The sequence below is a fragment of the Prauserella marina genome (assembly GCF_002240355.1).
GTDB lineage: Bacteria > Actinomycetota > Actinomycetes > Mycobacteriales > Pseudonocardiaceae > Prauserella_A > Prauserella_A marina.
The window spans coordinates 2,389,578-2,411,919 of sequence record NZ_CP016353.1 but is presented as its reverse complement, the minus strand read 5'-3'; the positions used below and the strand labels follow the sequence as shown (position 1 = coordinate 2,411,919).

The window sequence follows — 22,342 nt, the reverse complement described above, 5'->3', positions numbered from 1 at the left end:
GTCAACCGTCGATCGTGCGGTGCTCGGCGCTGTCGAGCTTGTGCGTCTCCCGCTGGTACCTGCTGACCTTCTCCGACTTGCGAGGCGGCCGGTCGTTGGCGACGAGCACCGCGATCCACGGCAGTGGAATGGACAGTACGAGCAAGGCCAGCGCGAGCCACCACGTGTGGTAGAAGATCCCGGCGAGAATGATGCACGGGAAGCGCATGCCCATGGTCAGGATGTACTTGCGCTTCCTTGCGGCCAGCTCGTCGTCGTAGGACGGTGCCGCCTCGGTGATCAACACCGGGTCCGCGTTCTTCTCGTGCTCGCTCACCGGCTCCACCTCCGTGTTCCGTTCAAGGAGCCCACCGGTGCCGCCGCACCTCTCGCAGCGATCGCCACCTTTCATCCTCCCACTCCGCGATCTCAGCCGACAGGCGGGGAGCCGAGCCATTCCAGCGCGGCGACGACGAGCGTTTCGACCCCGGTACGCAGGGTGGGATGGATGACCGGAGCGAACAACGACGAGTGATTGGAGGGAATGTCCGTTTCGAACCGTCCCGCTCCCATCGCCTCCAGCACCTCGCGCTTGTCCATGCCACCGACGAGCCAGAAGACCGATGGCACCTGCGCGGCCGCGGCGAGTTCGCCGAAGTCCTCGCTGCCGGTCACCAGCGGCGCGTCCCATACGTCACCGTGCGGGAAGTGCCCGGTGAACGCTTCCCTGACCCGCGCCGTGGCCTGTTCGTCGTTGGCAAGCACGGGAAACGTGGCCAGTTCGACGATGTCGGGTGGCGCCGGAGCGGCCGACGCCTCCGACTCGGCCTTGACGATGCGTTCGATCGCGGCGAGCACCCTCGTGCGCACCGCCGCGTCGAACGTGCGCACGTTGATCTCCATCGTGGCCTCGTCGGCGATGACGTTGTGCGCGGTGCCCGCATGCAGCGAACCAACGGTCAGCACGGCCGAATCGGTCGCGGCGAGTTCGCGGGAGACGATGGTCTGCAACCGCTGGACGACCGAGGCGGCGAGCACGACGGGATCGACCGTGGTCTCCGGCCGCGAGCCGTGCCCTCCCCTTCCGTGCAAGGTCACCCGCATCGCGTCGGTTCCCGCCATGAGCGGTCCCGGCCTGGTCAGCACCCAGCCCGCCGGTCCTGGGGTGACGTGCTGGCCCAGCACGACGTCAGGGGTACCGGCGACGTCGAAGAGACCGTCCGCGACCATCGCCGCCGCGCCGGAACCGCCTTCCTCCGCGGGCTGGAACACCGCGAGCACGGTGCCCGACCATGCCTCGCGCGACTCGGCGAGCAACGCGGCGGCACCGGACAACCACGTGGCGTGCATGTCGTGGCCGCACGCGTGCATGACGGCCACGTCCCTGCCTTCGGCGTCCACCGCGCGCGCGGTGCTGGCGTAGGGCAGGCCGGTGCGCTCCTCGACCGGGAGCGCGTCGATGTCGGCGCGCAGCAGCACGGCAGGGCCTTCGCCGTTACGCAGCACGCCGAGCACGCCGGTGCCGCCGATGCCGGTGTGCACCTCGTAGCCCGCCGAGGTGAGCCGGTCGGCGAGTACCCGCGCCGTGCGCGTCTCGGCGAAGCCGAGTTCGGGATGGCGGTGCAGGTCGGTGTAGAGCGCTTCCAGATCGGCGAGGAAGCCGGGTTCGCTGTCGAGACGGGCCGTGACCGCCGCCACGCTTTCGGTGTTCACCGGACCATCTGACCACGGGCGGCAACCCCGCGCATGGGAACATGACCCACCGTGAACAGTGAACTTCCAGCCCTTTCCGCCGAGGTGTGCGCCAAGCTGCGGACGGCGTTCCAGGACGCGGACTACGACGCCGACGGCGTGCTGACCGCGCTCGGCTCCTCCGCGCACGCGGCGCTGGGAAGGGGCGAGCCGGTGCCAGCCCACAGGGCGAGCCTCGACGCCGGCGACCTCGGCACGCTGATCCGGCTGTTCCTGCTCGGCGAGACCGAACGGGAGGACGCCGTCGCGACAGCGCTCGGCCCGCTCGGGGTCGGCGAGGCCGTCGAGGCCGGGCTGCTCCGCGCCGGTGAGGGCACCGGACTGCGGGCCGCGCTCGACGTGCGCCCCCACGGCGACGAGCAGGGCAGCTGGTGGGTCGTCTCCGACCTCGACTCCGACCAGCTCGGCCGCCCCGTCACCGAGGACCACGTACTCGGGGTCGGCCACGCCTCGCTGAGCCTCATCAGGGCCACCAGCAGGCGGCCGGTCGGCTCCCTGCTCGACCTCGGTACCGGCAACGGGGTGCAGGCGTTGCACGCGGCGAGGCACGCGCGGCGGGTCACCGCCACGGACGTGTCGGAACGGGCGCTGCGGCTGGCGGGGGCGACGTTCCGGCTCAACGAACTGGATGTCGAGTCGCTGCGCGGCGAGTGGTTCGCGCCGGTGGCGAGGCGGCGATTCGACCAAATCGTCTGCAACCCTCCTTTCGTGGTCGGCCCGGCGAGGGTCGATTACGTCTACCGCGATTCCGGCCTGGCCGGTGACGACGCGAGCGCGCTGGTGGTGCGCCAGCTCCCCGGTTTCCTCACCGAGGGAGGAACAGGGCACGTGCTGGCCTCGTGGCTGCACCGTGCGGGCGAGGACTGGGCCGACCGGGTGAGCCGCTGGCTGCCGGCCGGTACCGACGCGTGGTTCGTCCAGCGCGACGTCGCCGAGCCCGCCCTCTATGTGGGGACCTGGTTGCGGGACGCGGGCATCGACCCCCACTCGAACGAGGGCAAGGCCAAGGCGGGCGCGTGGCTGGACTGGTTCGCCGACAACGACGTCGAGGGCGTCGGCTTCGGGTTCGTCACGTTGCGCAGGACCGATTCCGTGCCCGCCATCGTGTGCGAGGACCTGCGGCACGCCTACGACGATCCGCTCGGCGGCGAGGCGGCCGGCTGGCTCGATCGCGTCGACTGGTTGCGGGCGCACGGCGCGAATCTCGCCGAGCAGACCTTCCGGGTGCCCGACAGCGTGGTGCTGGAACAAATTTCGGAACCGGGCGACGAGGGCTGGGCCACGACGATTCGCAGGCTGCATCGCACGGACGGGCCGGGCTGGCAGCACGAGGCCGACGAACTGACGACCGCGTTGCTCGCGGGGTGCAGGGGCCTGCTCCCGCTGTCCGATCTGCTCGGCCTGCTTGCCATGGCACACGGCGTGGCCACCGACGAATTGACGGCGGCGGCGCTGCCGGTCGTCGGGGAACTGGTGCGGCACGGCATGCTCGTTCCCCACGATCAGCCGGAGCACGGTGGATGAGGGCGGTCGCGGCACGAGTCAGCGAAGCCAGCGTGACGGTCGAGGGAACGGTCGTCGGCGCGATCGAACGACAGGGCTTGTTGGTATTACTGGGAATTCACACCGACGACACCGCGGACAAAGCCGGGACGATGGCCCGCAAACTGCACGAACTGCGCATCCTTCGCGACGAACAATCATGCGCGAGCGCGCATGCACCACTGCTCGTCGTCAGCCAGTTCACGTTGTACGGCGACACCCGGAAGGGCAGGCGTCCATCGTGGACCGCGGCGGCGAAGCCGGAGCACGCGGAGGAACTGGTGACCGCCGTCGTGACCGAACTCCGGCTGCGCGGTGCCACCGTCGAAACCGGCCGGTTCGGTGCGATGATGGCCGTGCACAGCGTCAACGACGGCCCCTTCACGGTCATGATCGAGGTTTAGACCAGGTAAAGAAAACAGCCTCACTGACCACATAACGCACAGGCGGCCCATGACAATCGGTCGGAGACAAGCTCAGCGTTACTTGAGAGTCGCGAGTCGTGAGCAGCTCAACAACGTGGCGATGCCGGGAACGTTTCCGGCCCCGGTGACGTTATTCCCGATGACTGGCGTAAGCCGGTTTCGAGTGCCGGGTTCCACAGGCCGGGTACACGAGCGCAACGCAGGCGTGAGCACGCCTCACGTCAGCCCGTTGACCGGGGAGGCAGAATGTCCGTCCAGACTCTCGATCGTGAGGCCCGCGGAATCCGCGAGCGGGACATCCCGATGGCCGCACTCGCGGATGACGTGGCCCCCGCGCCAAGCGAGGAGCCCGATCTCGACGCACAAGGCCCCGCCGCCGACCTGGTTCGCGTCTACCTCAACGGCATCGGCAAGACAGCGCTGTTGACGGCGGCCCAGGAGGTCGACCTCGCGAAGCGGATCGAGGCGGGGGTGTTCGCCCAGCACATGCTGGAGACGGAGGAGAACCCCTCGCGCGCACGGCGCGCCGAGCTGTCGGCACTCGTCCGCGACGGCCACAACGCCAAGAATCACCTCTTGCAAGCGAACCTGCGGCTCGTGGTGTCGCTGGCCAAGCGCTACACCGGCCGCGGGATGCCGCTGCTCGACCTGATCCAGGAGGGCAACCTCGGCCTGATCCGCGCCGTCGAGAAGTTCGACTACTCGAAGGGCTTCAAGTTCTCCACCTACGCCACCTGGTGGATCAGGCAGGCGATCACGAGGGGCATGGCCGACCAGGGCCGCACCATCCGGTTGCCGGTGCATCTCGTCGAGCAGGTCAACAAGCTCGCGAGGATCAAGCGCGACCTGCACCAGCAGCTCGGCAGGGAGGCGACCAACGAGGAACTTGCCTCGGAATCGGGTATCGCGGCCGAGAAGGTGTCCAGCCTGCTCGACCACGCCCGCGATCCGGTGAGCCTCGACATGCCGGTGGGCACGGAGGAGGACGCGCCGCTCGGCGACTTCATCGAGGACTCCGAGGCGACCGATGCCGAGAGCGCCGTCATCTCCGGCCTGCTCCAGGACGATCTGCGCCGGGTACTTGGCACGCTCGACGACAGGGAGCAGTACGTCATCAGGCTGCGGTACGGCCTCGACGACGGACAGCCGCGCACGCTCGACCAGATCGGCAAGCACTTCGGCCTCTCAAGGGAGCGGGTGCGCCAGATCGAGCGCGAGGTCATGTCGAAGCTGCGCCAGGGCGAGCGCGCCGACCGGCTGCGCGCTTACGCGAGCTGACACCCGGTAACCGAGACAGCACCAAGGGTCGCGTCCCGGGCTGGATGATTAACCGGCCCGCCACCGGCTACCCGCAGACATGGACTACCGGCGCTTAGGCTGACCGGCGGTCCACAGGCACTGGCCACGCGGCAGGTGCCGGGGTGCACCGGCCGCTTTCCCAGGAAGGTCGGGTCCCGTCGGGGTGGGCCCGGCCTTCCTCGTGTGAGCCCGCGAAGCCGGTGGCGCCGCGGTCGTGATCTCCGTCGCGCGGAGCCGGTACCCCCACCGGAGCCCGCTCGCGGCGCGGTACGGTCGAACTCCCTTTGACCACGTGCGATGGAGCCCGAGCCGTGACTTCTTCTCCCACCACATCGTTCCAGCACACCGAAGTCCTTCCGCTGAACAAGGACACCCACACCGAGTACCGGCTGGTCACGCCGGAGGGTGTGCGGATCGTCGAGGCGGCGGGCCGCCGTTTTCTCGAAGTCGACCCGCGGGCACTCACGACGCTGGCGCGCACCGCCATCACCGACATCCAGCATCTGCTGCGCTCCTCGCACCTCGCGCAATTGCGGGCGATCGTCGACGACCCCGAGGCCAGTGGCAACGACCGGTTCGTCGCCATGGATCTGCTGCGCAACGCCGCCATCTCGGCGGGAGGCGTGCTGCCCATGTGCCAGGACACCGGAACCGCGATCGTGATGGGCAAGCGCAGCGAAGGCGTGCTCACCGGAGGCAACGACGAGCAGGCGCTCTCGGAGGGAATCTTCGAGGCCTACCAGCAGCTCAACCTGCGCTACTCGCAGATGGCCCCGGTGAACTTCTGGGATGAGCGCAACACCGGCACCAACCTGCCGGCACAGATCGAGCTGTACCACAAGGACAATCCCGCCGGCGGCACGCCCGACAACACCGACCCCGCCTACGAATTCCTCTTCATGGCCAAGGGCGGCGGCAGCGCGAACAAGACTTTCCTTTACCAGGAAACAAAAGCCGTACTGAACCCGAAGCGCCTGGCGAAGTTCCTCGACGAGAAGCTGCGCGGCCTCGGAACGGCGGCCTGCCCGCCGTACCACCTCGCCATCGTCGTCGGCGGCACGTCGGCCGAGTTCAACCTCAAGGTCGCCAAGCTCGCCTCCGCGCGCTACCTCGACGACCTTCCCACCGAGGGTTCCGAACTCGGTCATGGCTTCCGCGACCCGGACCTGGAACAGCAGGTGCTGGAGATGACGCGGCAGTTCGGCATCGGCGCCCAGTTCGGCGGCAAGTACTTCTGTCACGACGTGCGCGTGATCCGGCTGCCCCGGCACGGCGCGTCCTGCCCGGTGGGCATCGCGGTGTCCTGCTCGGCCGACCGGCAGGCCAAGGCCAAGATCACCGCGGAGGGCGTATTCATCGAGCAGCTCGAACGCGACCCGGCCCGGTTCCTCCCCGAGGTCACCGAGGACGACCTGTCCGAGGAGGTCGTCACCGTCGACCTGAACCGGCCGATGGAGCAGATCAGGCAGCAGCTGTCCGAGCTTCCCGTCAAGACGAGGCTGAGCCTGACCGGGCCGCTCGTGGTGGCAAGGGACATCGCGCACGCCAAGATCGCCGAGCGGCTCGACGCCGGTGAGGACATGCCGGAATACCTCAAGAACCACCCCGTGTACTACGCGGGCCCTGCCAAGACCCCCGAGGGCTACGCCTCGGGCTCCTTCGGTCCCACCACGGCAGGCAGGATGGACTCCTACGTCGACCAGTTCCAGGCGGCGGGTGGTTCACTCGTGATGCTGGCCAAGGGCAACCGGTCGAAGAAGGTCACCGAGTCCTGCCGCGCGCACGGCGGGTTCTACCTCGGCTCGATCGGCGGACCCGCCGCGCGGCTGGCCAAGGACTGCATCAAGAAGGTCGACGTCCTCGAATACCCTGAACTGGGCATGGAAGCCGTGTGGAAGATCGAGGTCGAGGACTTTCCCGCGTTCATCGTCATCGACGACAAGGGCAACGACTTCTTCGCCGAGACCTCGGAACCGGTGTTGCAGATCGCGTTCCGCTGAGGCGGCGCTACTCCGCGCCGAACATCCCCGCCAAGTGATCGAGCGTCTTCCTGATGCCGATCTTGTTCTTGGCGGGGAAGCGGGTCAGCTCGATGAAGCGCGGGATCCTGGCCGTCGACCAGTCGAAGGTCTCGGTGACCTCGGTCCTGCCCTCGCCTGCCGGCCGCAGCTGCCACCGCCAGCGGTGGCCGAAGAAGTGCCGCCAGGCGATGAGCCGGTTCTCCTCGAACTCGACCACCGTGTTGCGGATGCGGTAGGGCGCGCCCATGCGCATGTCCATGCCGAACGTCGAGCCCATCCGCAGCCTGGCCGGGTTGGCGCCGGTAGCCGCTCTCACCGACCCCGATCCGTCGAGCAACGGATGTTTCGCGGGGTCGGTGAGCAGGTCGAAGATCCGTTCGGGTGGAGCGGGAATCGTGCGCGTGACGCTGACCTGACGTAGTGCCATGCGGTCACTCTAACCGTGTGATCCGCTCACTCCTCGCGCTTGACGTAGTCGAGTGCCAGGTGCCGGTCGCCGAGCGGTTCGGCCAGTTCGACGGTCAGCGGCGGGTAGCGCATGTCCATCGTGCACATCATGTTCTTGTCGGCAGGGAACGTCTCGACCATGGTGAGGGCCACGTGCTCAGCGGTCTGCTCGGCGACCTCGGCACTCGCCTTGCTGCACCCGCCTTCCTGCCCGATGACGGTGAGTGTGCGGCCATCGGCCGACTCGGTGACGTCGACCGGATAGCCCTTGGGGAGGCCGCTGCCGTCGAGCTGTGCCTTCGGCACGGCCGCCGCGCCCGCGCCCGCTCCCGGTTCGGCTGGTTCGGTCGTCTCTGGCGGTTCCTTGCCCGAGTCGCGCGGCAGGTCGCTCGACTCCGGGTCCCCAGCAGGCGGCTGACTCGGCTGCGAGGTGGCGGGCGGCGCGCTCGGTGATTCCCGCTCCTGACCGGCCTGGCCGTCCTGACCTGCTTGACCACAGCCCGCCACGAGCAGCAGTACGGCACAGGCCGCGAAGGGACCGGTGACCGCCCGCCGCCACCCTGTCTTCGCGGGTCGCGAATCGCTGGTGCTCGGCCTCATCGGGTATCTCCCCTTCCGGTTCGCGGCCGGGACGGTTGCCGCCCCGGCTTTCGCCTCGTGCAGGGAAGACGTAACGAGTACCGGAAGGGGTTGCACGGTGCCGTCGTTCAGCCGGTGGTGTCCCTGATGGTGCTCAGCCTGCCGACCGCGGCGTCGAAACCGGTCCTGAGCTCGGCGACCACGTCGGCGACGGCACGTACCTCGTGCAACCCGCCGATCACCTGACCGGCTGGCATCGACACCACGCTCGGGTCGGCGGCGGCGTGGATGCGGTTGTGCGCCCCGGAGACGAGCAGGTTCTGCAACGGCATCGGCAACGGTTCCGGAGCATCCGGCCGCGCCCACGCCTCGGTCCACCGCGTCTTGAGCAGCCGAGCGGGCTTGCCGGTGTAGATCCGGGTCCGCACGGTGTCGGCCGAGGTCGCGGCGAGCAGAGCCTGCTGCATGGCCTCCGACTCCGGCATGGTCTCCAGGTATTCCCTTGTCGCCAGCCACACCGAGCCCGTCCAGGCACCCGCCGCGCCGAGCGCGAGCGCGGCGGCGACCTGCCTTCCCGAGCCGATGCCACCCGCGGCGAGCACCGGCACCCGGTCACCGACCGCGTCGACCACCTCCGGCAGCAACACCATGGAGGCAATCTCGCCGGTGTGCCCTCCCGCCTCGTAACCCTGTGCCACGACGATGTCGACCCCGCCCGCCACGTGCCTGGCCGCGTGCTCGGCGGTTCCCGCGAGAGCCGCGACCGGAACACCGTGCTCGTGTGCCTGCCCGATGACATCCGGCGGTGGAGAGCCGAGCGCGTTGGCGATGAGCGCGATGCGGTGCTCCAGCGCGACCTCGACGTGCGAGCGGGCCACCGAGTGCAGCCAGCCGAGGACGCCCGCGCGTTCCTCGGTGCCCTCCGGTAACTCGGGAACCCCGAGTTCGGCGAGCGTGCGCTCGACGAAAGCCTTGTGCTCCTCCGGAATCAGCTTGTCGAGGTCGACCTGTTTTCCCTCGGCGGGCACCTTCGCAGGCATCACGATGTCGACACCGTAGGGCTTGCCGTCGGTGTTGGCGTCCATCCAGCCGAGTACCTTGTCCAGTTCCTCGGCGTCGTTGAACCGGACGCAGCCGAGCACACCGAGTCCGCCCGCCCTGCTGAGCGCCGCGGCGACATGCTCGGACGGCGTGAATCCGGCGATCGGCAACTCCGTGCCGAGCGTGTCGCACAGGACCGTACGCATGACGTGCCTTTCCTTCTAGTTGGTCGGCTGCGCGGCGACGGGTTCGTTGCCGGCCGCGTGCCGCTGCGCCCACGGGTAGTCGGGCTTTCCGCTGGGCAGCCGGGACACCTCGGGCACGATCCAGGTGCTGCGCGGCACCTTGTACCCGGCGATCCTGGTGCGCACATGGTCCTCGACCGCGCCGAGATCGAGTGTCCTTCCGGCGCGGGGCGCGATGACGGCACCGACCCGCTGCCCCAGGCGTTCGTCGGCGACGGCGATGACGAGCGCGTCGAACACGTCGGGATGCGACTTGAGCGCGGCCTCGACCTCCTCGGGGAACACCTTCTCCCCTCCGGTGTTGACGCACTGCGAACCCCGGCCGAGCAAGGTCACCGTGCCGTCCGCCTCGTAACGGGCGTAGTCGCCGGGAACCACGTAGCGGGCGCCGCCCGCCTCGACGAAGATCGTCGCGCTCTTGCCCGGATCCTTGTAGTAGCCCAGCGGAACGTGTCCCCTCCTGCCGATCCGGCCGATCGCGCCCGGCTCGACCGGAACGATCTCGTCGTCGTCGCCGAGCAGGATGGCGTCCTTGCCGAAATTGACGCGAGGTCCCGCGGAATGGTCGGCGTCCTTGCCCATCATCCCGATACCGGTGAAGCCGCTTTCCGACGAACCGATCGCGTCGGTCAGCACGACACCGGGAAACTCGGCGAGGTATTCCTGCTTGACCGAATGGGAGAACAACGCCGCGTGGCTGGAAACGGCCACGAGCGACGAGGCGTCGTAGCCGCCCTCCCGGTAGGCGTCGAGCATCGGGCGCGCCATGGCGTCACCGACGATCGTGAGCACCTGCACCTTGTGCCGTTCGATCGCCCTCCACACCTCGTCGGCGTCGAACTGCGGCACGAACACCACCGTGCCGCCCGCGAAGAGCGCGCCGAACGCCGCCCACTGCGCCGCGCCGTGAATCAGCGGAGCAGCCGGAAGCCGGACGAGGCCGCCCGCCTTTCCCTGTTCCGCCAACGTCCACTCGTCGGCGACGTACTCGCCGGTGATGAAGTCGATACCACCGCCGAGCGCGCGCCACACGTCCTCGTGCCGCCACAGCACGCCCTTGGGATACCCGGTCGTACCACCGGTGTAGAGGATGTAGAGATCGTCGGGGCTGCGCTCCGCGAAGTTCCGTTCAGGGCTGCCCTGCGCCAGCGCCTGCTCGTAGCCGACCGTGACGACGGAGTCGGGCGTATCCGCGCGCTCCTCCGACGAGCCATCGTCAATTGCTAAAACATGTTTCAGCTTGGGCGCCTCCGGCAGGACGGCGGCGACCTTGGCGGAGTACTGCTTCTCGTGCACCAGCACGGTGAGGTCGGCGTTGGTGAACAGGTAGGCCAGTTCGGCGTGCACATAGCGGTAGTTGACGTTGACGGCGATCGCCCGCAGCTTGTACGCGGCGAACATCGTCTCGATCATCTCGATGGAATTGCGGGAATAGACACCAATGTGATCACCCTTGCCGATCCCGGCCGAGGCAAGGTAGTTGGCGAGCCGGTTGGCGCGCGTGTCGAGCTCGGCGTAGCTGACATTCTCACCGCCGCAGATGACCGCGGTGCGTTCCGGCACGGCGTCGACGGCGTGCTCCAGTAAATCCGCGATGTTGAGGGCCACGCAGCTAAACTAGAACATGTTATCGTTCCGGGCAATGCACGATCCGGGTCCGGCACAGGTTGCCCGCCGGTGTTCCCGGCCGACGTTCGTGGCCGAGTAGGCAGGAGACCGCGATGGAGCAGCCGCACGCACTGGTAGAACAACGCGGGCACACGCTTGTGGTGACGATGAACCGGCCTTCCGCGCGCAACGCGCTGACCGGCGAGATGATGGCGATCATGGTCGAGGCGTGGGATCGCGTCGACGAAGACCCCGAGATCCGCAGTTGTGTACTGACCGGCGCCGGTGGCGTGTTCTGCGCCGGAGCCGACCTGAAGTCGATGAACCGCAACAGCCCCGACGCCGCGTTCGGCAGCGGCTCCTTCGACCCCAGCACCATCGAGGGGCTGCTGAAGGGGCGCCGGTTGCGCAAGCCGCTCATCGCGGCGGTGGAAGGAGCCGCGATCGCGGGCGGCACGGAGATCCTGCAAGGCACCGACATCAGGGTCGCGGGAGAGAGCGCGACCTTCGGGGTCGCCGAGGCGCGCTGGGGCCTGTTCCCGCTCGGCGGGTCGGCCGTGCGGCTGCCCAGGCAGATCCCCTACACCGTTGCCGCGGAACTACTGGTGACCGGAAGGCATTTCGGCGCGGCGGAGGCCAAGGAGATCGGGCTCATCGGCCACGTCGTTCCCGATGGGACGGCGCTGGACAAGGCCATCGAGATCGCCGACCGGATCGCGGCCAACGGACCACTCGCCGTTCAGGCCATCCTGCGCACCATCAGGGACACCGAGGGCATGCACGAAAACGACGCGTTCGCCGTCGAGGCAAAGTACGGCATGGCGGTGTTCGCCAGCCAGGACGCCAAGGAAGGGCCAAGGGCGTTCACCGAGAAGCGCGCGCCGCGTTTCACCGGTCGCTGAGCCGGGCGCGGGCGGCGCCTGCGCCCGGCGCCGTCCGCGCGTTTCCCGGCTCAGATCGCGGTGCCGTGATCGCGCCAGTAGGGGTCGCGAAGCCGCCGCTTGTAGAGCTTTCCGTTGGGGTCCCTGGGAAGCAGCTCCACGTAGTCGACGCTGCGAGGGAGTTTGAACTTCGCCAGCCTGCTCGCGGCATAGGCGAGCAGTTCCTCCGTCAGCTCCTCGGAGGGCGCGACTCCCTCCGCCGGTTGCACGACCGCCTTGACCTGTTCGCCCCAGTCGGCGTGCGGGACGCCGAACACCGCGACGTCGCCGACCTTCGGGTGCAGCACCAGTTCGTTCTCGATCTCGGCCGGGTAGATGTTGACCCCGCCGGAGATGATCATGTCGTTTTTCCTGTCGTGCAGGAACAGGTAGCCGTCCTCGTCGAGATAGCCGACGTCGCCGAGGGTGAACAGGTCGCCGACGCGTGCTTTCTCCGTTTTGGCCTTGTCCTTGTGGTATTCGAACGACGAACCACCCATGCGCAGGTACACCGTGCCGGTCTGTCCCGGCGGCAGTTCGGCTCCGGAGTCGTCGAGTACCTTCACGACCGAACCCGGCCATGGCCTGCCTACCGAGCCCGGTTTGCGCAGCCACTCCTCGCCGCCGATCGAGGTGCCGCCGCCTTCGGTGGCCGCGTAGTACTCGATCACGACAGGACCCCACCATTCGAGCATGCGCCGCTTGATCTCCTGAGGGCACGGCGCGGCGCCGTGGATCATGGCCCTGAGCGAGGACACGTCGTAGCGGGCCCTCACCTCCTCCGGCAGGGCCAGCAGCCGCCGGAACTGGGTGGGCACCATGTGGCTGTGCGTCACGCGATGGCGTTCGATGAGCACGAGCATGTCCTCGGCGTCCCAGCGGTCCATGAGCACCGCGGAATGCCCGAGCTGGATCGAAATCGCGACGAAGTTCAGTACGGCGGTGTGGTAGAGCGGCGATCCGCACAGGTGAACGTGGCCATCTCCTTGCCGCAGCCCGAAAATCCCGAAAAACCAGGTCGAGGCGGCGGGCACCGCATCGGGATCCTGCCCGGTGAGCGGCCTGCGCACACCCTTCGGCCGTCCCGTCGTCCCCGAGGTGTACAGCATGGGCGAGCCAGCGGTGCGCCCGGCTGGGCGGCCTTGCGTGCTTTCGCCCAGCCGCGCGATGTCGGTGAAGCCGGGCACGTCGCCGACGGCGAACCTCGCGTTGTCCGCCAGACCGGCCTCGTCGGCCGCCGCGACGGCGATGTCGGCGAACCGTTCGTGGGCAAGAAACGCCTTCGCTCCCGAATCGGTGAGGATGTAGGCGACCTCCGGCCCGACGAGATGCCAGTTGACCAGCACCACGTAGAGGCCCGACTGGATCGCCGCGAAATACGCCGCGAGCAGTTCGACACCGTTGGGCTGGAGCACGACGACGACGTCCCCCGTGCCAAGTCCCAGTTCGCGAAGCCCGCCGGCGTAGGCGTTGGCCTTCGCGGCCAGCGTCGCGTAACTGATCTCGGTGCCGTCCGGATCGACCACAGCGAGGCGCTCCGGCGTCTCGGCGGCGATGTTCCAGAGGCCGATGGTCTCGGTGTTCGCGGAAGCCCCGGAGTGGGCTGCGGTGTCAGTCGACATCCACCAAATCTAGAACTCGTTGCACTTCAGTTCAAGCAATCCGAGGCAATGGCCTCGCACTCCTCTTGCCGACCAACCAAGAACGTGTTTCACTTCCTTGCGTGAATGCCGTCGGTACCACCGCCCCGCTCTCGGCTCCGCTCGACGTCGGCTTCGACTACACGCGCTCGACCGGCCCGGTGCTCGGCCGGTTCGTCAATGCCCTGCGCGAACGCCGCGTCCTCGGCGTTCGCGGCTCGGACGGGCGCGTGCACGTCCCCCCTGTCGAATACGATCCCGTGACGGCGGCACCACTCACCGAGTTCGTCGAAGTCTCCGGTGAAGGCACGGTGGTGTCCTGGTCGTGGGTCGTCGAACCCCTTGCCGGACAACCGCTTCAGCGTCCCTTCGCCTTCGCCTTGATCGCGCTGGACGGCGCGGACACCAGCCTGCTGCACGCCGTCGACGCCGGTTCCCCAGAGGGAATCCACACCGGGATGCGGGTCGAGGCGCGCTGGGCAGCCGAGCCGGTGGGACACATCAGGGACATCGCCTACTTCGCGGGCGTGAACGCCCCTGAGGACCCGCCGCCCGTGTCACCACCGCCGCCCGTCGCCGACCGGGACGAGGGCGCGCCGGTGAGCACGATCGTCACGCCGGTGCACTTGAGCTACCAGCATTCCGCTTCGCCAGAGGAAAGCAGATACCTGCGCGGCCTTGCCGACGGCAAACTCATCGGGCAGCGCTGTCCCGCGTGCGGCAAGGTCTACATCCCGCCGCGCGGCGCCTGCCCCACCGACGGCGTGCCGACCACGACCGAGGTCTTCCTCCCCGACACCGGCATCGTCACCACCTTCTGCATCGTCAACGTTCCCTTCCTCGGCCAGCGCATCCAGCCGCCCTACGTCGCCGCCTACGTCCTGCTCGACGGCGCCGACATCGCCTTCCTCCACCTCGTGCTCGGCTGCGAGGCCGACGAGGTGCGAATGGGGATGCGCGTGCGCGCCGCGTGGCGACCACGCGAGGAATGGACAACGTCGCTGGAGAACATCGCGCACTTCGAGCCGACCGGCGAACCGGACGCGCCGTACGAGTCCTTCGCCCATCACCTGTGAGGGGACATCTGATGACAGACGTCGCCGTGGTCGGGTTCGCGCAGGCACCACAGGTGCGGCGCACCCACGGCACCACCAACGGCGTGGAGATGCTGGTTCCCGTCTTCGCCGACCTGTTCGAGCAAACCGGGCTGTCCAAGAAGGACATCGGGTTCTGGTGTTCCGGCTCGTCGGACTACCTCGCCGGAAGGGCCTTCTCGTTCATTGCCGCGATCGACGCCATCGGCGCTTTCCCTCCCATCAACGAGTCGCATGTGGAGATGGACGCGGCGTGGGCGCTGTACGAGGCGTGGCTGAAGATCCGCACCGGCGAGGTGGAAACCGCCCTGGTATACGGATTCGGCAAATCCTCGGCTGGGCAACTGCGCAGGGTGCTCTCCCTGCAACTCGACCCCTACGTCACGGCTCCACTGTGGCCGGACTCGGTGAGCATCGCGGGCATACAGGCCCGGCTCGGCCTCGACGCGGGACTGTGGAACGAAAAGGACCTCGCCGAGGTGGCCTCCCGCAGCAGGCGAGACGCGGAGAACAACCCGTTCGCGCAAGTTCGCGGCACCGAGGGGGCACCGGAACTGCTGGCCGCGCCGTATGTCGCGGAACCGTTGCGGGCACACGACATCGCGCCCGTCACCGACGGCGCGGCCGCGATCGTGCTCGCCTCGGCGCGCAGGGCGGCCGACCTCGTGGAACGGCCCGCGATCATCACCGGCATCGACCACCGCGTCGACTCCTCGGCGATCGGCGCCCGCGACCTGACCCGCTCCCCCTCCACCGAGACGGCGGGCGCGCGCGCAGGGGCGGGCGAGGATCCGGTGCAGATCGCCGAAATCCACGCGCCGTTCAGCCATCAGGAACTCATCGTGCGGGAAGCGCTCGGGCTGGGCGGCGACGTGCGCGTCACTCCTTCCGGCGGCGCGCTGACAGGTAACCCGATGTTCTCGGCGGGCCTGATCCGGATCGGCGAGGCCGCCAGACAGATTCTCGCCGGCAACGCGATCCGCACGCTGGCACACGCGACGAGCGGGCCCGCGCTGCAACAGAACCTGGTTGCCGTACTGGAGAAAGGCTGACCATTGAGCAAGCTGCGCACCGCGGTACTCGGTACGGGACAGACGCACCATCGCGCGAAGCGCACCGACGTGTCGATGCCGGGGCTGCTCAGGGAAGCGGTGGACAGGGCGATGGCCGACGCCGGTGTCGACTGGCCCGACATCGACGCCGTCGTCGTCGGCAAGGCGCCCGACATGTTCGAGGGCGTCATGATGCCGGAACTGTCACTGGCCGACGCGCTCGGCGCGGTGGGCAAACCGTTGCTGCGCGTGCACACCGCCGGTTCGGTCGGCGGGTCGACGGCGCTGGTGGCTGCCAGCCTCGTCCAGGCCGGCGTACACCAGCGCGTGCTCACGGTGGCCTTCGAGAAGCAGTCGGAGTCCAACGCGATGTGGGCACTGTCGATTCTGCCGCCGTTCCAGATGCCGGTGGGCGCGGGCGCGGGCGGCTACTTCGCGCCGCACGTCCGGTCCTACATCCGCCGTTCCGGCGCGCCGGAGCACATCGGCGCCGTCGTCGCGGCCAAGGACCGCAGGCAGGGCGCGCTCAACCCGTACGCGCACCTGAGGCAACCCGACATCACGGTCGATTCGGTGCGGGCGTCGAAGATGCTGTGGGACCCGATCCGCTACGACGAGACCTGCCCTTCCTCCGACGGCGCGTGCGCGATGGTGCTCGGCGACGAGGCGGCGGGTGATGCCGTCGAGGGCGGCGCCGCGTGGATCACCGCGACCGCCATGCGTACCGAGCCCACCACGTTCGCGGGCCGCGACCAGGTCAACCCGCAAGCGGGAAGGGATGCGGCCGCCGCGCTGTGGCGGGAAGCGGGAATCACCGATCCGATGTCCGAAGTGGACACAGCGGAGATCTATGTCCCGTTTTCCTGGTTCGAGCCGATGTGGCTGGAAAATCTCGGCTTCGCGAAGGAGGGCGAAGGCTGGCGGGTGACGGAAGCGGGAGACACCGCGCTGGGCGGGCGTCTTCCGGTCAACCCCTCCGGCGGGGTGCTGTCGTCCAATCCCATCGGGGCCTCCGGCATGCTGCGCTTCTCCGAGGCCGCGAAGCAGGTGATGGGCAGGGCGGGCGACTATCAGGTCGACGGCGCCAGGGTCGCGCTGGGACACGCCTACGGCGGCGGCTCCCAGTATTTCGCGATGTGGCTCGTTTCCGCCGACAAACCGTGAGCCGTCGCGAGTCCGAGTGGATCTACGCCTTCGCGTTTTCCCAGCCGTACTCGTGGAAGTGACGTCCGGTGCGGGCATTGGTGATGGCCGCACCGATGAAGTCCAGTGCGTCGACGGGCAGGGCATCGGGGTAAGCCCACACGAGTTCGGTGCACTTGCGCGGTTCGCGGATTCGCGGGTTCCCGATCCAGGATCGGGCGAGGAAGAAAAAATCCACCCTCGGCTCCAGGGAACGGCGAAACATCGTCCCACCTGGCTCCAGCGCTGCTGGATCAAGCCGGATGCCCAGTTCCTCGGCGATCTCCCTGACCGCGCTGTCGGTCGGGACCTCCCCCCGGTCGACATGCCCGGCCGGAAGGCCGAGCCGGCCGTCGGCGTAGCCGGACCCGGCCCGGCGCATGAGCAGTACGCGCCCGTGGTGGTCGGTGAGGATCACGTGCACAGCCACGGGGTAGCGGTCGTGCTTGGTGTCGAACACGTAGTGCCCGGTCCGCGCCGTCGGGTCGGTCATCATCACCTCGGAAAGATCCGCTCACCTCCGATCATGGTCACAGCGCTTTGGGCTGGACCCGGTGCGAGCCGTCCACGTAGACGGTAACGCCCTTGCACCCGGCCTCCCAGGCGGCCACGTAGGTGTCGTACACCTGGGCCGGTGTAGTGGTGGCGGGCAGATTCACCGTCTTGGACACCGCCTCGTCCACACACGCCTGCACTGCGGCGGCCATCGCCAAGTGTCCACTTGGGGCGATCTGGGTGGCAGTAGCCAGCACCGCGGCCAGATACGGTGTGACACCGGCGTCGTCCGGCAGCCGCCCGTGGGTCATGACGTAGTCGAGTAGGTCGTTACAGTTCGCCGCTTCCAGAGTGGCGAGGACTGCCGGGTGCAGCTGGCCGGCAAGGTGCGGGTCGGTGAGCCGGAACAACGGTTCAATCCCCGTCGAAGCACCCACGACCGGGGCGCTGCGCCCGGTCGGTGGCACGGCGATCGTCGAGGAGTTGCGTAGCATCCCCGTCGAGGCGATCTCCTGCGCGAGCATGTCCCACTCGCGGCTGGTCACGGTACGGACGTCGAGCGTGGCGAACCGCTTGAGAAAGTCCGGGTCGGCATACCGGGACAGTCCACTGTGGATTGCAGGGGCCGCGCCACGGGTGCGGGCGAGCCGCATCGAGGCGAGCTTGGAGGTGTAGTTGACGAACGCCAGTACTTCCATGACGAGTTGCCGCCCGTCGGCGCTGTCGTAGGGCAGACCAGCGGAAAGCAGCAGGTCAGCCAGGCCGCATATCCCGACGCCGATCTTGCGTTTGACGCCCATCACCCGCGTGGACAGCGGGTTGGGGTAGTGATCGAGGCTAGCCTCGATCGCGTCGTCCAGCGCCCGTACCAGGGTATGCACGGTGTCGGCCAGTGCGTCCAGGTCCACCGGGACGTCGCCGGTACCGGTGTGGAAGCGTCCCAGGTTGACGTAGCCGAACTGACAGGTCTCCCCGGCCACCAGCCCGACCTCGGCGCACGGCGCGGTCGAGACGTAGTCGCCAACGGCGGGAGTAGGGTTGGCCTCGTTCATCCGGTCGGCGAACAGCAGACCGGGGTCGGCACAGGCGTACGCGGCCTCGGCCACCATGGCCAGCAGCTTGCGTTCCCGCCCGCGGCGGGCGATGGCGGCGCGCATCTGCTCGTCGGTGACGAGCAGGGAGATGTTGAACTTCCACTCCTCCCCGCGAGCGTCGGCACCGACCTTGCAGCCGATGAACTCCTCAACCGCCGGGTGCGAGAGGGACAGGATCGCCATGTTGCCGACCGGTCGGTCCTCGCCCCCGGAGTGGGCTCCCTCCACGGCGATGTCGTTGAGGTAGCGCAGCATTTCCACCGGGTTGGTCAGGTCGTTGAGGTTGAACCCGGTGCCCATCCCCGCCTGGTGGTATTCGTCCACCACGGTCTTCACCGCGGCTAGGTCGCCGCGCAGGTCCACCGGCGGAACCGCGCACGCGGCCAATGGCCGATCCGGATAACGGCCTGCATTGGTCATGATCGGGGTGGAGAACACGATTCGGGCGGTATCCATCGCCCGCCCGAGCCGCTTCGCGAACCATTCCGCACCGATTGGGTCGAATTGGGCATCCGCGTCGGCCAGGGCGGTGACGATCCGAGTCACCATGTCCTGGCCAGTCTCGCGAGGTGCGATGATCCGCCCGGAACGGAGGTAGGCGTCAGTGGCGGGGCTGGTTTGGAAAGTCGAGGCATACATCGGCAGAAGCCCTTCGTATCGGTCGAACCGCTGGACTCCTGCCACGCAACCGGTGATCGTTCCTCGTCGGCAGTGGGTCTTACCGGCCAGGCACGCGGTGTGCAGATCCTGCAAACTCTCTGGCGGGCACGGCGGCAACCGCTACGGTGGGACCGCTGGTCGCTTCACGAGGAGGCACCGTCATGTCACCTGACGCGCACGGCGAAGTAGTCATGGCTTCGCCACACCAGCACCCCGGTCCCGGCACGGTTGTCCGAGTCGCCCGCACCGCCCTGAACTGGAGTCAGGCCGAACTGGGCCGCCGCTGCGGCTATTCAGCGAGCCAGGTGTCCCGCTGGGAAACCGGCCGAATGCCGCTGCGGGACGTGGAACTCCTGCGCACCCTGGCCAAGGTGCTCGCCTTACCACCAGCGGCATTCGGGCTCGGCGACACGACCGAACGACCTTCCCGGACAGCCACCACGGCGAGGAATAGAGTGGGCCGGGTCACGACCCCACCTACGGAGGAGGACGACCCGGTGCGCCGACGCGCGTTCCTCCAGCTCGCCGCCCTTACCGGCAGCACGTTCGCCTGGCCGATGGCGGCTCACGCCACCGAGGTCGACCCCGCCGCGGTGCTTGCCAGTCGGCTTGGTGACGTGTTGCTCGGTTCCGCGCAGTCCGACGAGCCGACCACGGGAGTGGGTGTTCTGAGTGAGGCCCTGGCCGTGGCCCAGCAGGAGTTCACCGCCTGCCGCTACCTCCCGCTCGCGTCGCGGCTACCCGCGTTGATCACCGCCGCCGAGGCCAGCTCCGCCCAGCGGCCCGAGCCGCATACGCAGCGGGTACTCGCCGAGTCTTACAACCTCGCTACCCGAGCGCTGATCAAACTGGAGACCTCCGGCCTGGAATGGCTATCGGCTGACCGTGCCCTGCGCGCCGCTCGAACCGCCGAGGACTCCCTTACGCTGGTCGAGGCGCAGCGACTGGTCGCATCGGTTGCCCGCCGCGCCGGCCATCACGACCGCGCACAGAACCTGACCTTGGCCGCGGCGTCCTATTTGGACGTTGCAGGGCCACGCCCAGTACCCGAACACTTGGCGATGTACGGCACGCTGCACCTGTCGGCCGCCTACGCCGCCGCCCGCGCCGGCAACCGCGAGCGAGCGAGTGACTTACTCGCCAAAGCCGAGGTCACCGCGAACAGGTTGGCCGACGACCACGACCGGCACCGTACCCTGGTCGCGAATCTGGTCAGTCACAAGGTTTCCGCAGCCTACGTACTCGGTGACGCTGGTACCGCGCTCGCACACGCGCGCAGTCTGCCCTTGGCCGCGATCCCCACCACCGAACGTCGTGCGCGGCTGCTCGTGGACGCCGCGCAGGCGTGGGCGCAGTGGGATAAACCCGACCAGGCATACCGAACCCTGCTCGCGGCCGAGCGCACCGCGCCTGGCGAGGTACGCACCCGCAACGCCGTCCGGCGACTGGTTACCGACCTCATGGAATCGTCCAAGCACGCCGCGATGCCGGGGCTACCCAAACTTGCCCAGCGGGTCCACGCCGTCGTCTGACCACAGGAACTAGGCCGACTCATGACCGCCCGCCCCACCGAAGCAGTCGTTCGCGCCCACGAGATGGGTATTTACGAGCGTTGTTTCGACCTCATTGCACCGGCCGCAAGACGACCGAGATCCGGGTCAACGACTTCCGCCGCAAAAAGATCAAGGAAGGCTCACTGATCCGGTTCCGCTGTCAGGGCGACGAAGTCCTCACCCGCGTCACTCGCATCGCCCGCTACGCGAAACTTCGACGAGATGTTCGACCACGAGAAGGTGTCCTCGGTCAACCCGCATGCCACCCGCGACGACCAGCTCGCGAACATCCGGCAGATCTATCCCCCGAGCGCGAAGCCCTCGGCGTCGTCGCGATCGGCATCGAACTCGTCGACCCACCTCGCACCACATGACCGCGGGCCGGAGCCATCCTGACCGTCACGCGAGAGAAACCCCGTCGAGCCGCCCACCACGGAAGCGGCGGGCGGCTCGGCCGACTCATTCGTAGGCGACCTGGTAGTGCTTGATTCCGTTGAGCCAGCCGGAACGCAGCCGGTCGGGCGGCGCGAGTTCCCTGATGTCCGGCATCTCGTCGGCGATGGCGTTGAAGATGAGGTCGATCTCCAGCCTCGCGAGGTTGGCGCCGATGCAGTAGTGCGATCCGGTGCCGCCGAACCCGACATGCGGGTTGTCCTTCCGCAAAATGTCGAACTTCTCCGGCTCCTCGAACACCTCGGGGTCGAAGTTGGCCGAACTGTAGAACATGCCCACCCGGTCGCCCTTGCGGATGTGCTGGCCGCCGAGTTCGGTGTCGGCCGTCGCCGTGCGCTGGAAGGAAACCACGGGGGTCGCCCAGCGCACGATCTCGTCAGGCGCGGTCTTGGGGCGCTCGCGTTTGTAGAGCTCCCACTGGTCGGGGTGATCGAGGAATGCCTTCATTCCGTGGGTGATCGCGTTGCGCGTAGTCTCGTTGCCCGCGACGGCGAGCAGGATCACGAAGAACCCGAACTCGTCCGACGAGAGCGCCTCACCGTCCACATCGGCCTGAATGAGTTTGGTGACGATGTCGTCCATGGGACAACCGCGCCGTTCCTCGGCCATGTTCCACGCGTAGCCGACGAGTTCGGCCGAGGCGGTGAGCGGGTCGACGTCGTATTCGGGGTCGTCGTAGCCGATCATCTGGTTGGACCAGTCGAAGATCTTGAGCCGGTCGTCCTGCGGGACCCCGATGAGCTCCGCGATGGCCTGCAAGGGAAGTTCGCAGGCGATGTCGGCGACGAAGTCGCCTGAGCCTTTCTCCTTCGCGGCCCTCGCGATGTGCCTGGCCCGCTCCCGCAGCGTGTCCTCCAGTTTGCCGATGGCCCTCGGCGTGAACCCCTTCGACACGATCCGGCGCAGTTTCGTGTGCTGCGGGGCATCCATGTTGAGCAGGACCAGCCGGTTGGCCTCGATGCCTTCCTTGGTCATCGTCTCGTCGAACCGGATGATGGCGGTCTTCTCCTGTGAGGAGAACAGTTCACTGTCTCTCGACACCGCCTTGACGTCTTCGAGGCGGGTCACCACCCAGAACCCGTCGTCGCCGAACCCGGCCTTGTTGTGCGACTGCGGGTTCCACCACACCGGCGCCGTCCGCCGGAGCAGCGCGAACTCCTCCAGCGGCAGCCGGGTCGCGTACAGGTCGGGATCGGTGAAGTCGAATCCGGTGGGCAGTAGCGACGAGCTCATGCGCCGTACCTCCGACATACGTCGTTGG

General features: G+C 68.1%; 20 protein-coding genes. 10 read left to right on the top strand and 10 right to left on the bottom strand.

Annotation, left to right across the window (positions count from 1 at the left end; translation table 11 throughout):
• Position 1 precedes the first annotated feature (1 nt).
• Both BAY61_RS11150 and BAY61_RS11145 read right to left on the bottom strand, forming a co-directional pair.
• Positions 2-316 (bottom strand): DUF3099 domain-containing protein, encoded by a 315-nt coding sequence (locus BAY61_RS11150; protein ID WP_245865992.1) that lies wholly within the window; start codon positions 314-316, stop codon positions 2-4.
• 92 nt (positions 317-408) lie between these two features.
• Positions 409-1,692: an amidohydrolase gene (locus BAY61_RS11145; protein WP_091795993.1), complete on the bottom strand. Its 1,284-nt coding sequence runs from the start codon at positions 1,690-1,692 to the stop codon at positions 409-411.
• Between the two features lie 51 nt (positions 1,693-1,743).
• On the opposite strand from BAY61_RS11145, the gene BAY61_RS11140 reads away from it, so the two are divergent.
• The 4 genes from BAY61_RS11140 (at position 1,744) to BAY61_RS11125 (ending at position 6,997) form a co-directional block, all read left to right on the top strand.
• Positions 1,744-3,255 (top strand): DUF7782 domain-containing protein, encoded by a 1,512-nt coding sequence (locus tag BAY61_RS11140; RefSeq protein WP_091795990.1) that lies wholly within the window; start codon positions 1,744-1,746, stop codon positions 3,253-3,255.
• Entirely contained in the window at positions 3,252-3,677 is a 426-nt protein-coding gene (dtd, locus tag BAY61_RS11135; RefSeq protein ID WP_091795987.1) for a D-aminoacyl-tRNA deacylase, read from the top strand. Before BAY61_RS11140 ends, dtd begins: the two co-directional genes overlap by 4 nt.
• Positions 3,678-3,944: 267 nt before the next feature.
• Positions 3,945-4,976 (top strand): sigma-70 family RNA polymerase sigma factor, encoded by a 1,032-nt coding sequence (locus BAY61_RS11130; protein WP_091795984.1) that lies wholly within the window; start codon positions 3,945-3,947, stop codon positions 4,974-4,976.
• A 332-nt stretch (positions 4,977-5,308) separates the two neighbouring features.
• Entirely contained in the window at positions 5,309-6,997 is a 1,689-nt protein-coding gene (locus tag BAY61_RS11125) for a fumarate hydratase (protein WP_091795981.1), read from the top strand.
• A gap of 7 nt (positions 6,998-7,004) precedes the next feature.
• Here BAY61_RS11125 and BAY61_RS11120 read toward each other — a convergent pair whose 3' ends face one another.
• The 4 genes from BAY61_RS11120 to BAY61_RS11105 all read right to left on the bottom strand — a co-directional run bounded on the left by BAY61_RS11120 (position 7,005) and on the right by BAY61_RS11105 (position 10,938).
• Positions 7,005-7,445, bottom strand: coding sequence for an SRPBCC family protein (locus BAY61_RS11120; RefSeq protein WP_091795978.1), 441 nt, complete (start codon positions 7,443-7,445; stop codon positions 7,005-7,007).
• Positions 7,446-7,471: 26 nt separating this feature from the next.
• Entirely contained in the window at positions 7,472-8,065 is a 594-nt protein-coding gene (locus BAY61_RS11115) for a hypothetical protein (RefSeq protein ID WP_245865991.1), read from the bottom strand.
• A 107-nt stretch (positions 8,066-8,172) separates the two neighbouring features.
• Positions 8,173-9,291 (bottom strand): NAD(P)H-dependent flavin oxidoreductase, encoded by a 1,119-nt coding sequence (locus BAY61_RS11110; RefSeq protein WP_091795975.1) that lies wholly within the window; start codon positions 9,289-9,291, stop codon positions 8,173-8,175.
• A 15-nt stretch (positions 9,292-9,306) separates the two neighbouring features.
• Positions 9,307-10,938: an acyl-CoA synthetase gene (locus tag BAY61_RS11105; protein WP_091795972.1), complete on the bottom strand. Its 1,632-nt coding sequence runs from the start codon at positions 10,936-10,938 to the stop codon at positions 9,307-9,309.
• 113 nt (positions 10,939-11,051) lie between these two features.
• Here BAY61_RS11105 and BAY61_RS11100 point away from each other — a divergent pair, with 113 nt between their 5' ends.
• Positions 11,052-11,840, top strand: a complete 789-nt coding sequence (locus BAY61_RS11100; RefSeq protein WP_091795970.1) for a crotonase/enoyl-CoA hydratase family protein — start codon at positions 11,052-11,054, stop codon at positions 11,838-11,840.
• 50 nt (positions 11,841-11,890) lie between these two features.
• On the opposite strand, the gene BAY61_RS11095 is transcribed toward BAY61_RS11100, so the two are convergent.
• The gene (locus BAY61_RS11095; RefSeq protein ID WP_091795968.1) at positions 11,891-13,480 is read right to left on the bottom strand and encodes an acyl-CoA synthetase; all 1,590 of its coding nucleotides are present in this window, start codon (positions 13,478-13,480) and stop codon (positions 11,891-11,893) included.
• Between the two features lie 101 nt (positions 13,481-13,581).
• Between BAY61_RS11095 and BAY61_RS11090 the strand changes: the two genes are divergently transcribed.
• The 3 genes from BAY61_RS11090 to BAY61_RS11080 are packed head-to-tail and all read left to right on the top strand — an operon-like array spanning position 13,582 to position 16,808.
• Entirely contained in the window at positions 13,582-14,574 is a 993-nt protein-coding gene (locus tag BAY61_RS11090; RefSeq protein ID WP_091795965.1) for a Zn-ribbon domain-containing OB-fold protein, read from the top strand.
• A gap of 11 nt (positions 14,575-14,585) precedes the next feature.
• Positions 14,586-15,644 (top strand): thiolase domain-containing protein, encoded by a 1,059-nt coding sequence (locus BAY61_RS11085; RefSeq protein WP_091795962.1) that lies wholly within the window; start codon positions 14,586-14,588, stop codon positions 15,642-15,644.
• A 3-nt stretch (positions 15,645-15,647) separates the two neighbouring features.
• Positions 15,648-16,808 carry a thiolase domain-containing protein gene (locus BAY61_RS11080; protein WP_091795958.1) on the top strand — a complete coding sequence of 387 codons (1,161 nt, stop codon included), beginning with the start codon at positions 15,648-15,650 and terminating at the stop codon, positions 16,806-16,808.
• A 22-nt stretch (positions 16,809-16,830) separates the two neighbouring features.
• On the opposite strand, the gene BAY61_RS11075 is transcribed toward BAY61_RS11080, so the two are convergent.
• Positions 16,831-17,322 carry an NUDIX domain-containing protein gene (locus BAY61_RS11075; protein ID WP_245866197.1) on the bottom strand — a complete coding sequence of 164 codons (492 nt, stop codon included), beginning with the start codon at positions 17,320-17,322 and terminating at the stop codon, positions 16,831-16,833.
• A gap of 34 nt (positions 17,323-17,356) precedes the next feature.
• Entirely contained in the window at positions 17,357-18,964 is a 1,608-nt protein-coding gene (locus BAY61_RS11070; protein WP_245865989.1) for a hypothetical protein, read from the bottom strand.
• A 272-nt stretch (positions 18,965-19,236) separates the two neighbouring features.
• Between BAY61_RS11070 and BAY61_RS11065 the strand changes: the two genes are divergently transcribed.
• Both BAY61_RS11065 and BAY61_RS33330 read left to right on the top strand, forming a co-directional pair.
• The gene (locus BAY61_RS11065; protein WP_245865987.1) at positions 19,237-20,607 is read left to right on the top strand and encodes a helix-turn-helix domain-containing protein; all 1,371 of its coding nucleotides are present in this window, start codon (positions 19,237-19,239) and stop codon (positions 20,605-20,607) included.
• A 243-nt stretch (positions 20,608-20,850) separates the two neighbouring features.
• Positions 20,851-21,024 (top strand): hypothetical protein, encoded by a 174-nt coding sequence (locus BAY61_RS33330; RefSeq protein ID WP_211323443.1) that lies wholly within the window; start codon positions 20,851-20,853, stop codon positions 21,022-21,024.
• Between the two features lie 63 nt (positions 21,025-21,087).
• On the opposite strand, the gene BAY61_RS11055 is transcribed toward BAY61_RS33330, so the two are convergent.
• Positions 21,088-22,314, bottom strand: a complete 1,227-nt coding sequence (locus tag BAY61_RS11055) for a cytochrome P450 (protein ID WP_091798677.1) — start codon at positions 22,312-22,314, stop codon at positions 21,088-21,090.
• Between the last annotated feature and the right edge of the window lie 28 nt (positions 22,315-22,342).

What these genes read in the sequence shown, in the direction of transcription:
- BAY61_RS11055 (WP_091798677.1), bottom strand. Translation starts at nt 22,314, where the DNA reads ATGAGCTCGTCGCTACTGCCCACCGGATTCGACTTCACCGATCCCGAC.
- BAY61_RS11130 (WP_091795984.1), top strand. Translation starts at nt 3,945, where the DNA reads ATGTCCGTCCAGACTCTCGATCGTGAGGCCCGCGGAATCCGCGAGCGG.
- BAY61_RS11095 (WP_091795968.1), bottom strand. Translation starts at nt 13,480, where the DNA reads ATGTCGACTGACACCGCAGCCCACTCCGGGGCTTCCGCGAACACCGAG.
- BAY61_RS11085 (WP_091795962.1), top strand. Translation starts at nt 14,586, where the DNA reads ATGACAGACGTCGCCGTGGTCGGGTTCGCGCAGGCACCACAGGTGCGG.
- BAY61_RS11070 (WP_245865989.1), bottom strand. Translation starts at nt 18,964, where the DNA reads ATGGTGACTCGGATCGTCACCGCCCTGGCCGACGCGGATGCCCAATTC.
- dtd (WP_091795987.1), top strand. Translation starts at nt 3,252, where the DNA reads ATGAGGGCGGTCGCGGCACGAGTCAGCGAAGCCAGCGTGACGGTCGAG.
- BAY61_RS11120 (WP_091795978.1), bottom strand. Translation starts at nt 7,445, where the DNA reads ATGGCACTACGTCAGGTCAGCGTCACGCGCACGATTCCCGCTCCACCC.
- BAY61_RS11075 (WP_245866197.1), bottom strand. Translation starts at nt 17,322, where the DNA reads ATGATGACCGACCCGACGGCGCGGACCGGGCACTACGTGTTCGACACC.
- BAY61_RS11110 (WP_091795975.1), bottom strand. Translation starts at nt 9,291, where the DNA reads ATGCGTACGGTCCTGTGCGACACGCTCGGCACGGAGTTGCCGATCGCC.
- BAY61_RS11100 (WP_091795970.1), top strand. Translation starts at nt 11,052, where the DNA reads ATGGAGCAGCCGCACGCACTGGTAGAACAACGCGGGCACACGCTTGTG.
- BAY61_RS11115 (WP_245865991.1), bottom strand. Translation starts at nt 8,065, where the DNA reads ATGAGGCCGAGCACCAGCGATTCGCGACCCGCGAAGACAGGGTGGCGG.
- BAY61_RS11065 (WP_245865987.1), top strand. Translation starts at nt 19,237, where the DNA reads ATGTCACCTGACGCGCACGGCGAAGTAGTCATGGCTTCGCCACACCAG.
- BAY61_RS33330 (WP_211323443.1), top strand. Translation starts at nt 20,851, where the DNA reads ATGTTCGACCACGAGAAGGTGTCCTCGGTCAACCCGCATGCCACCCGC.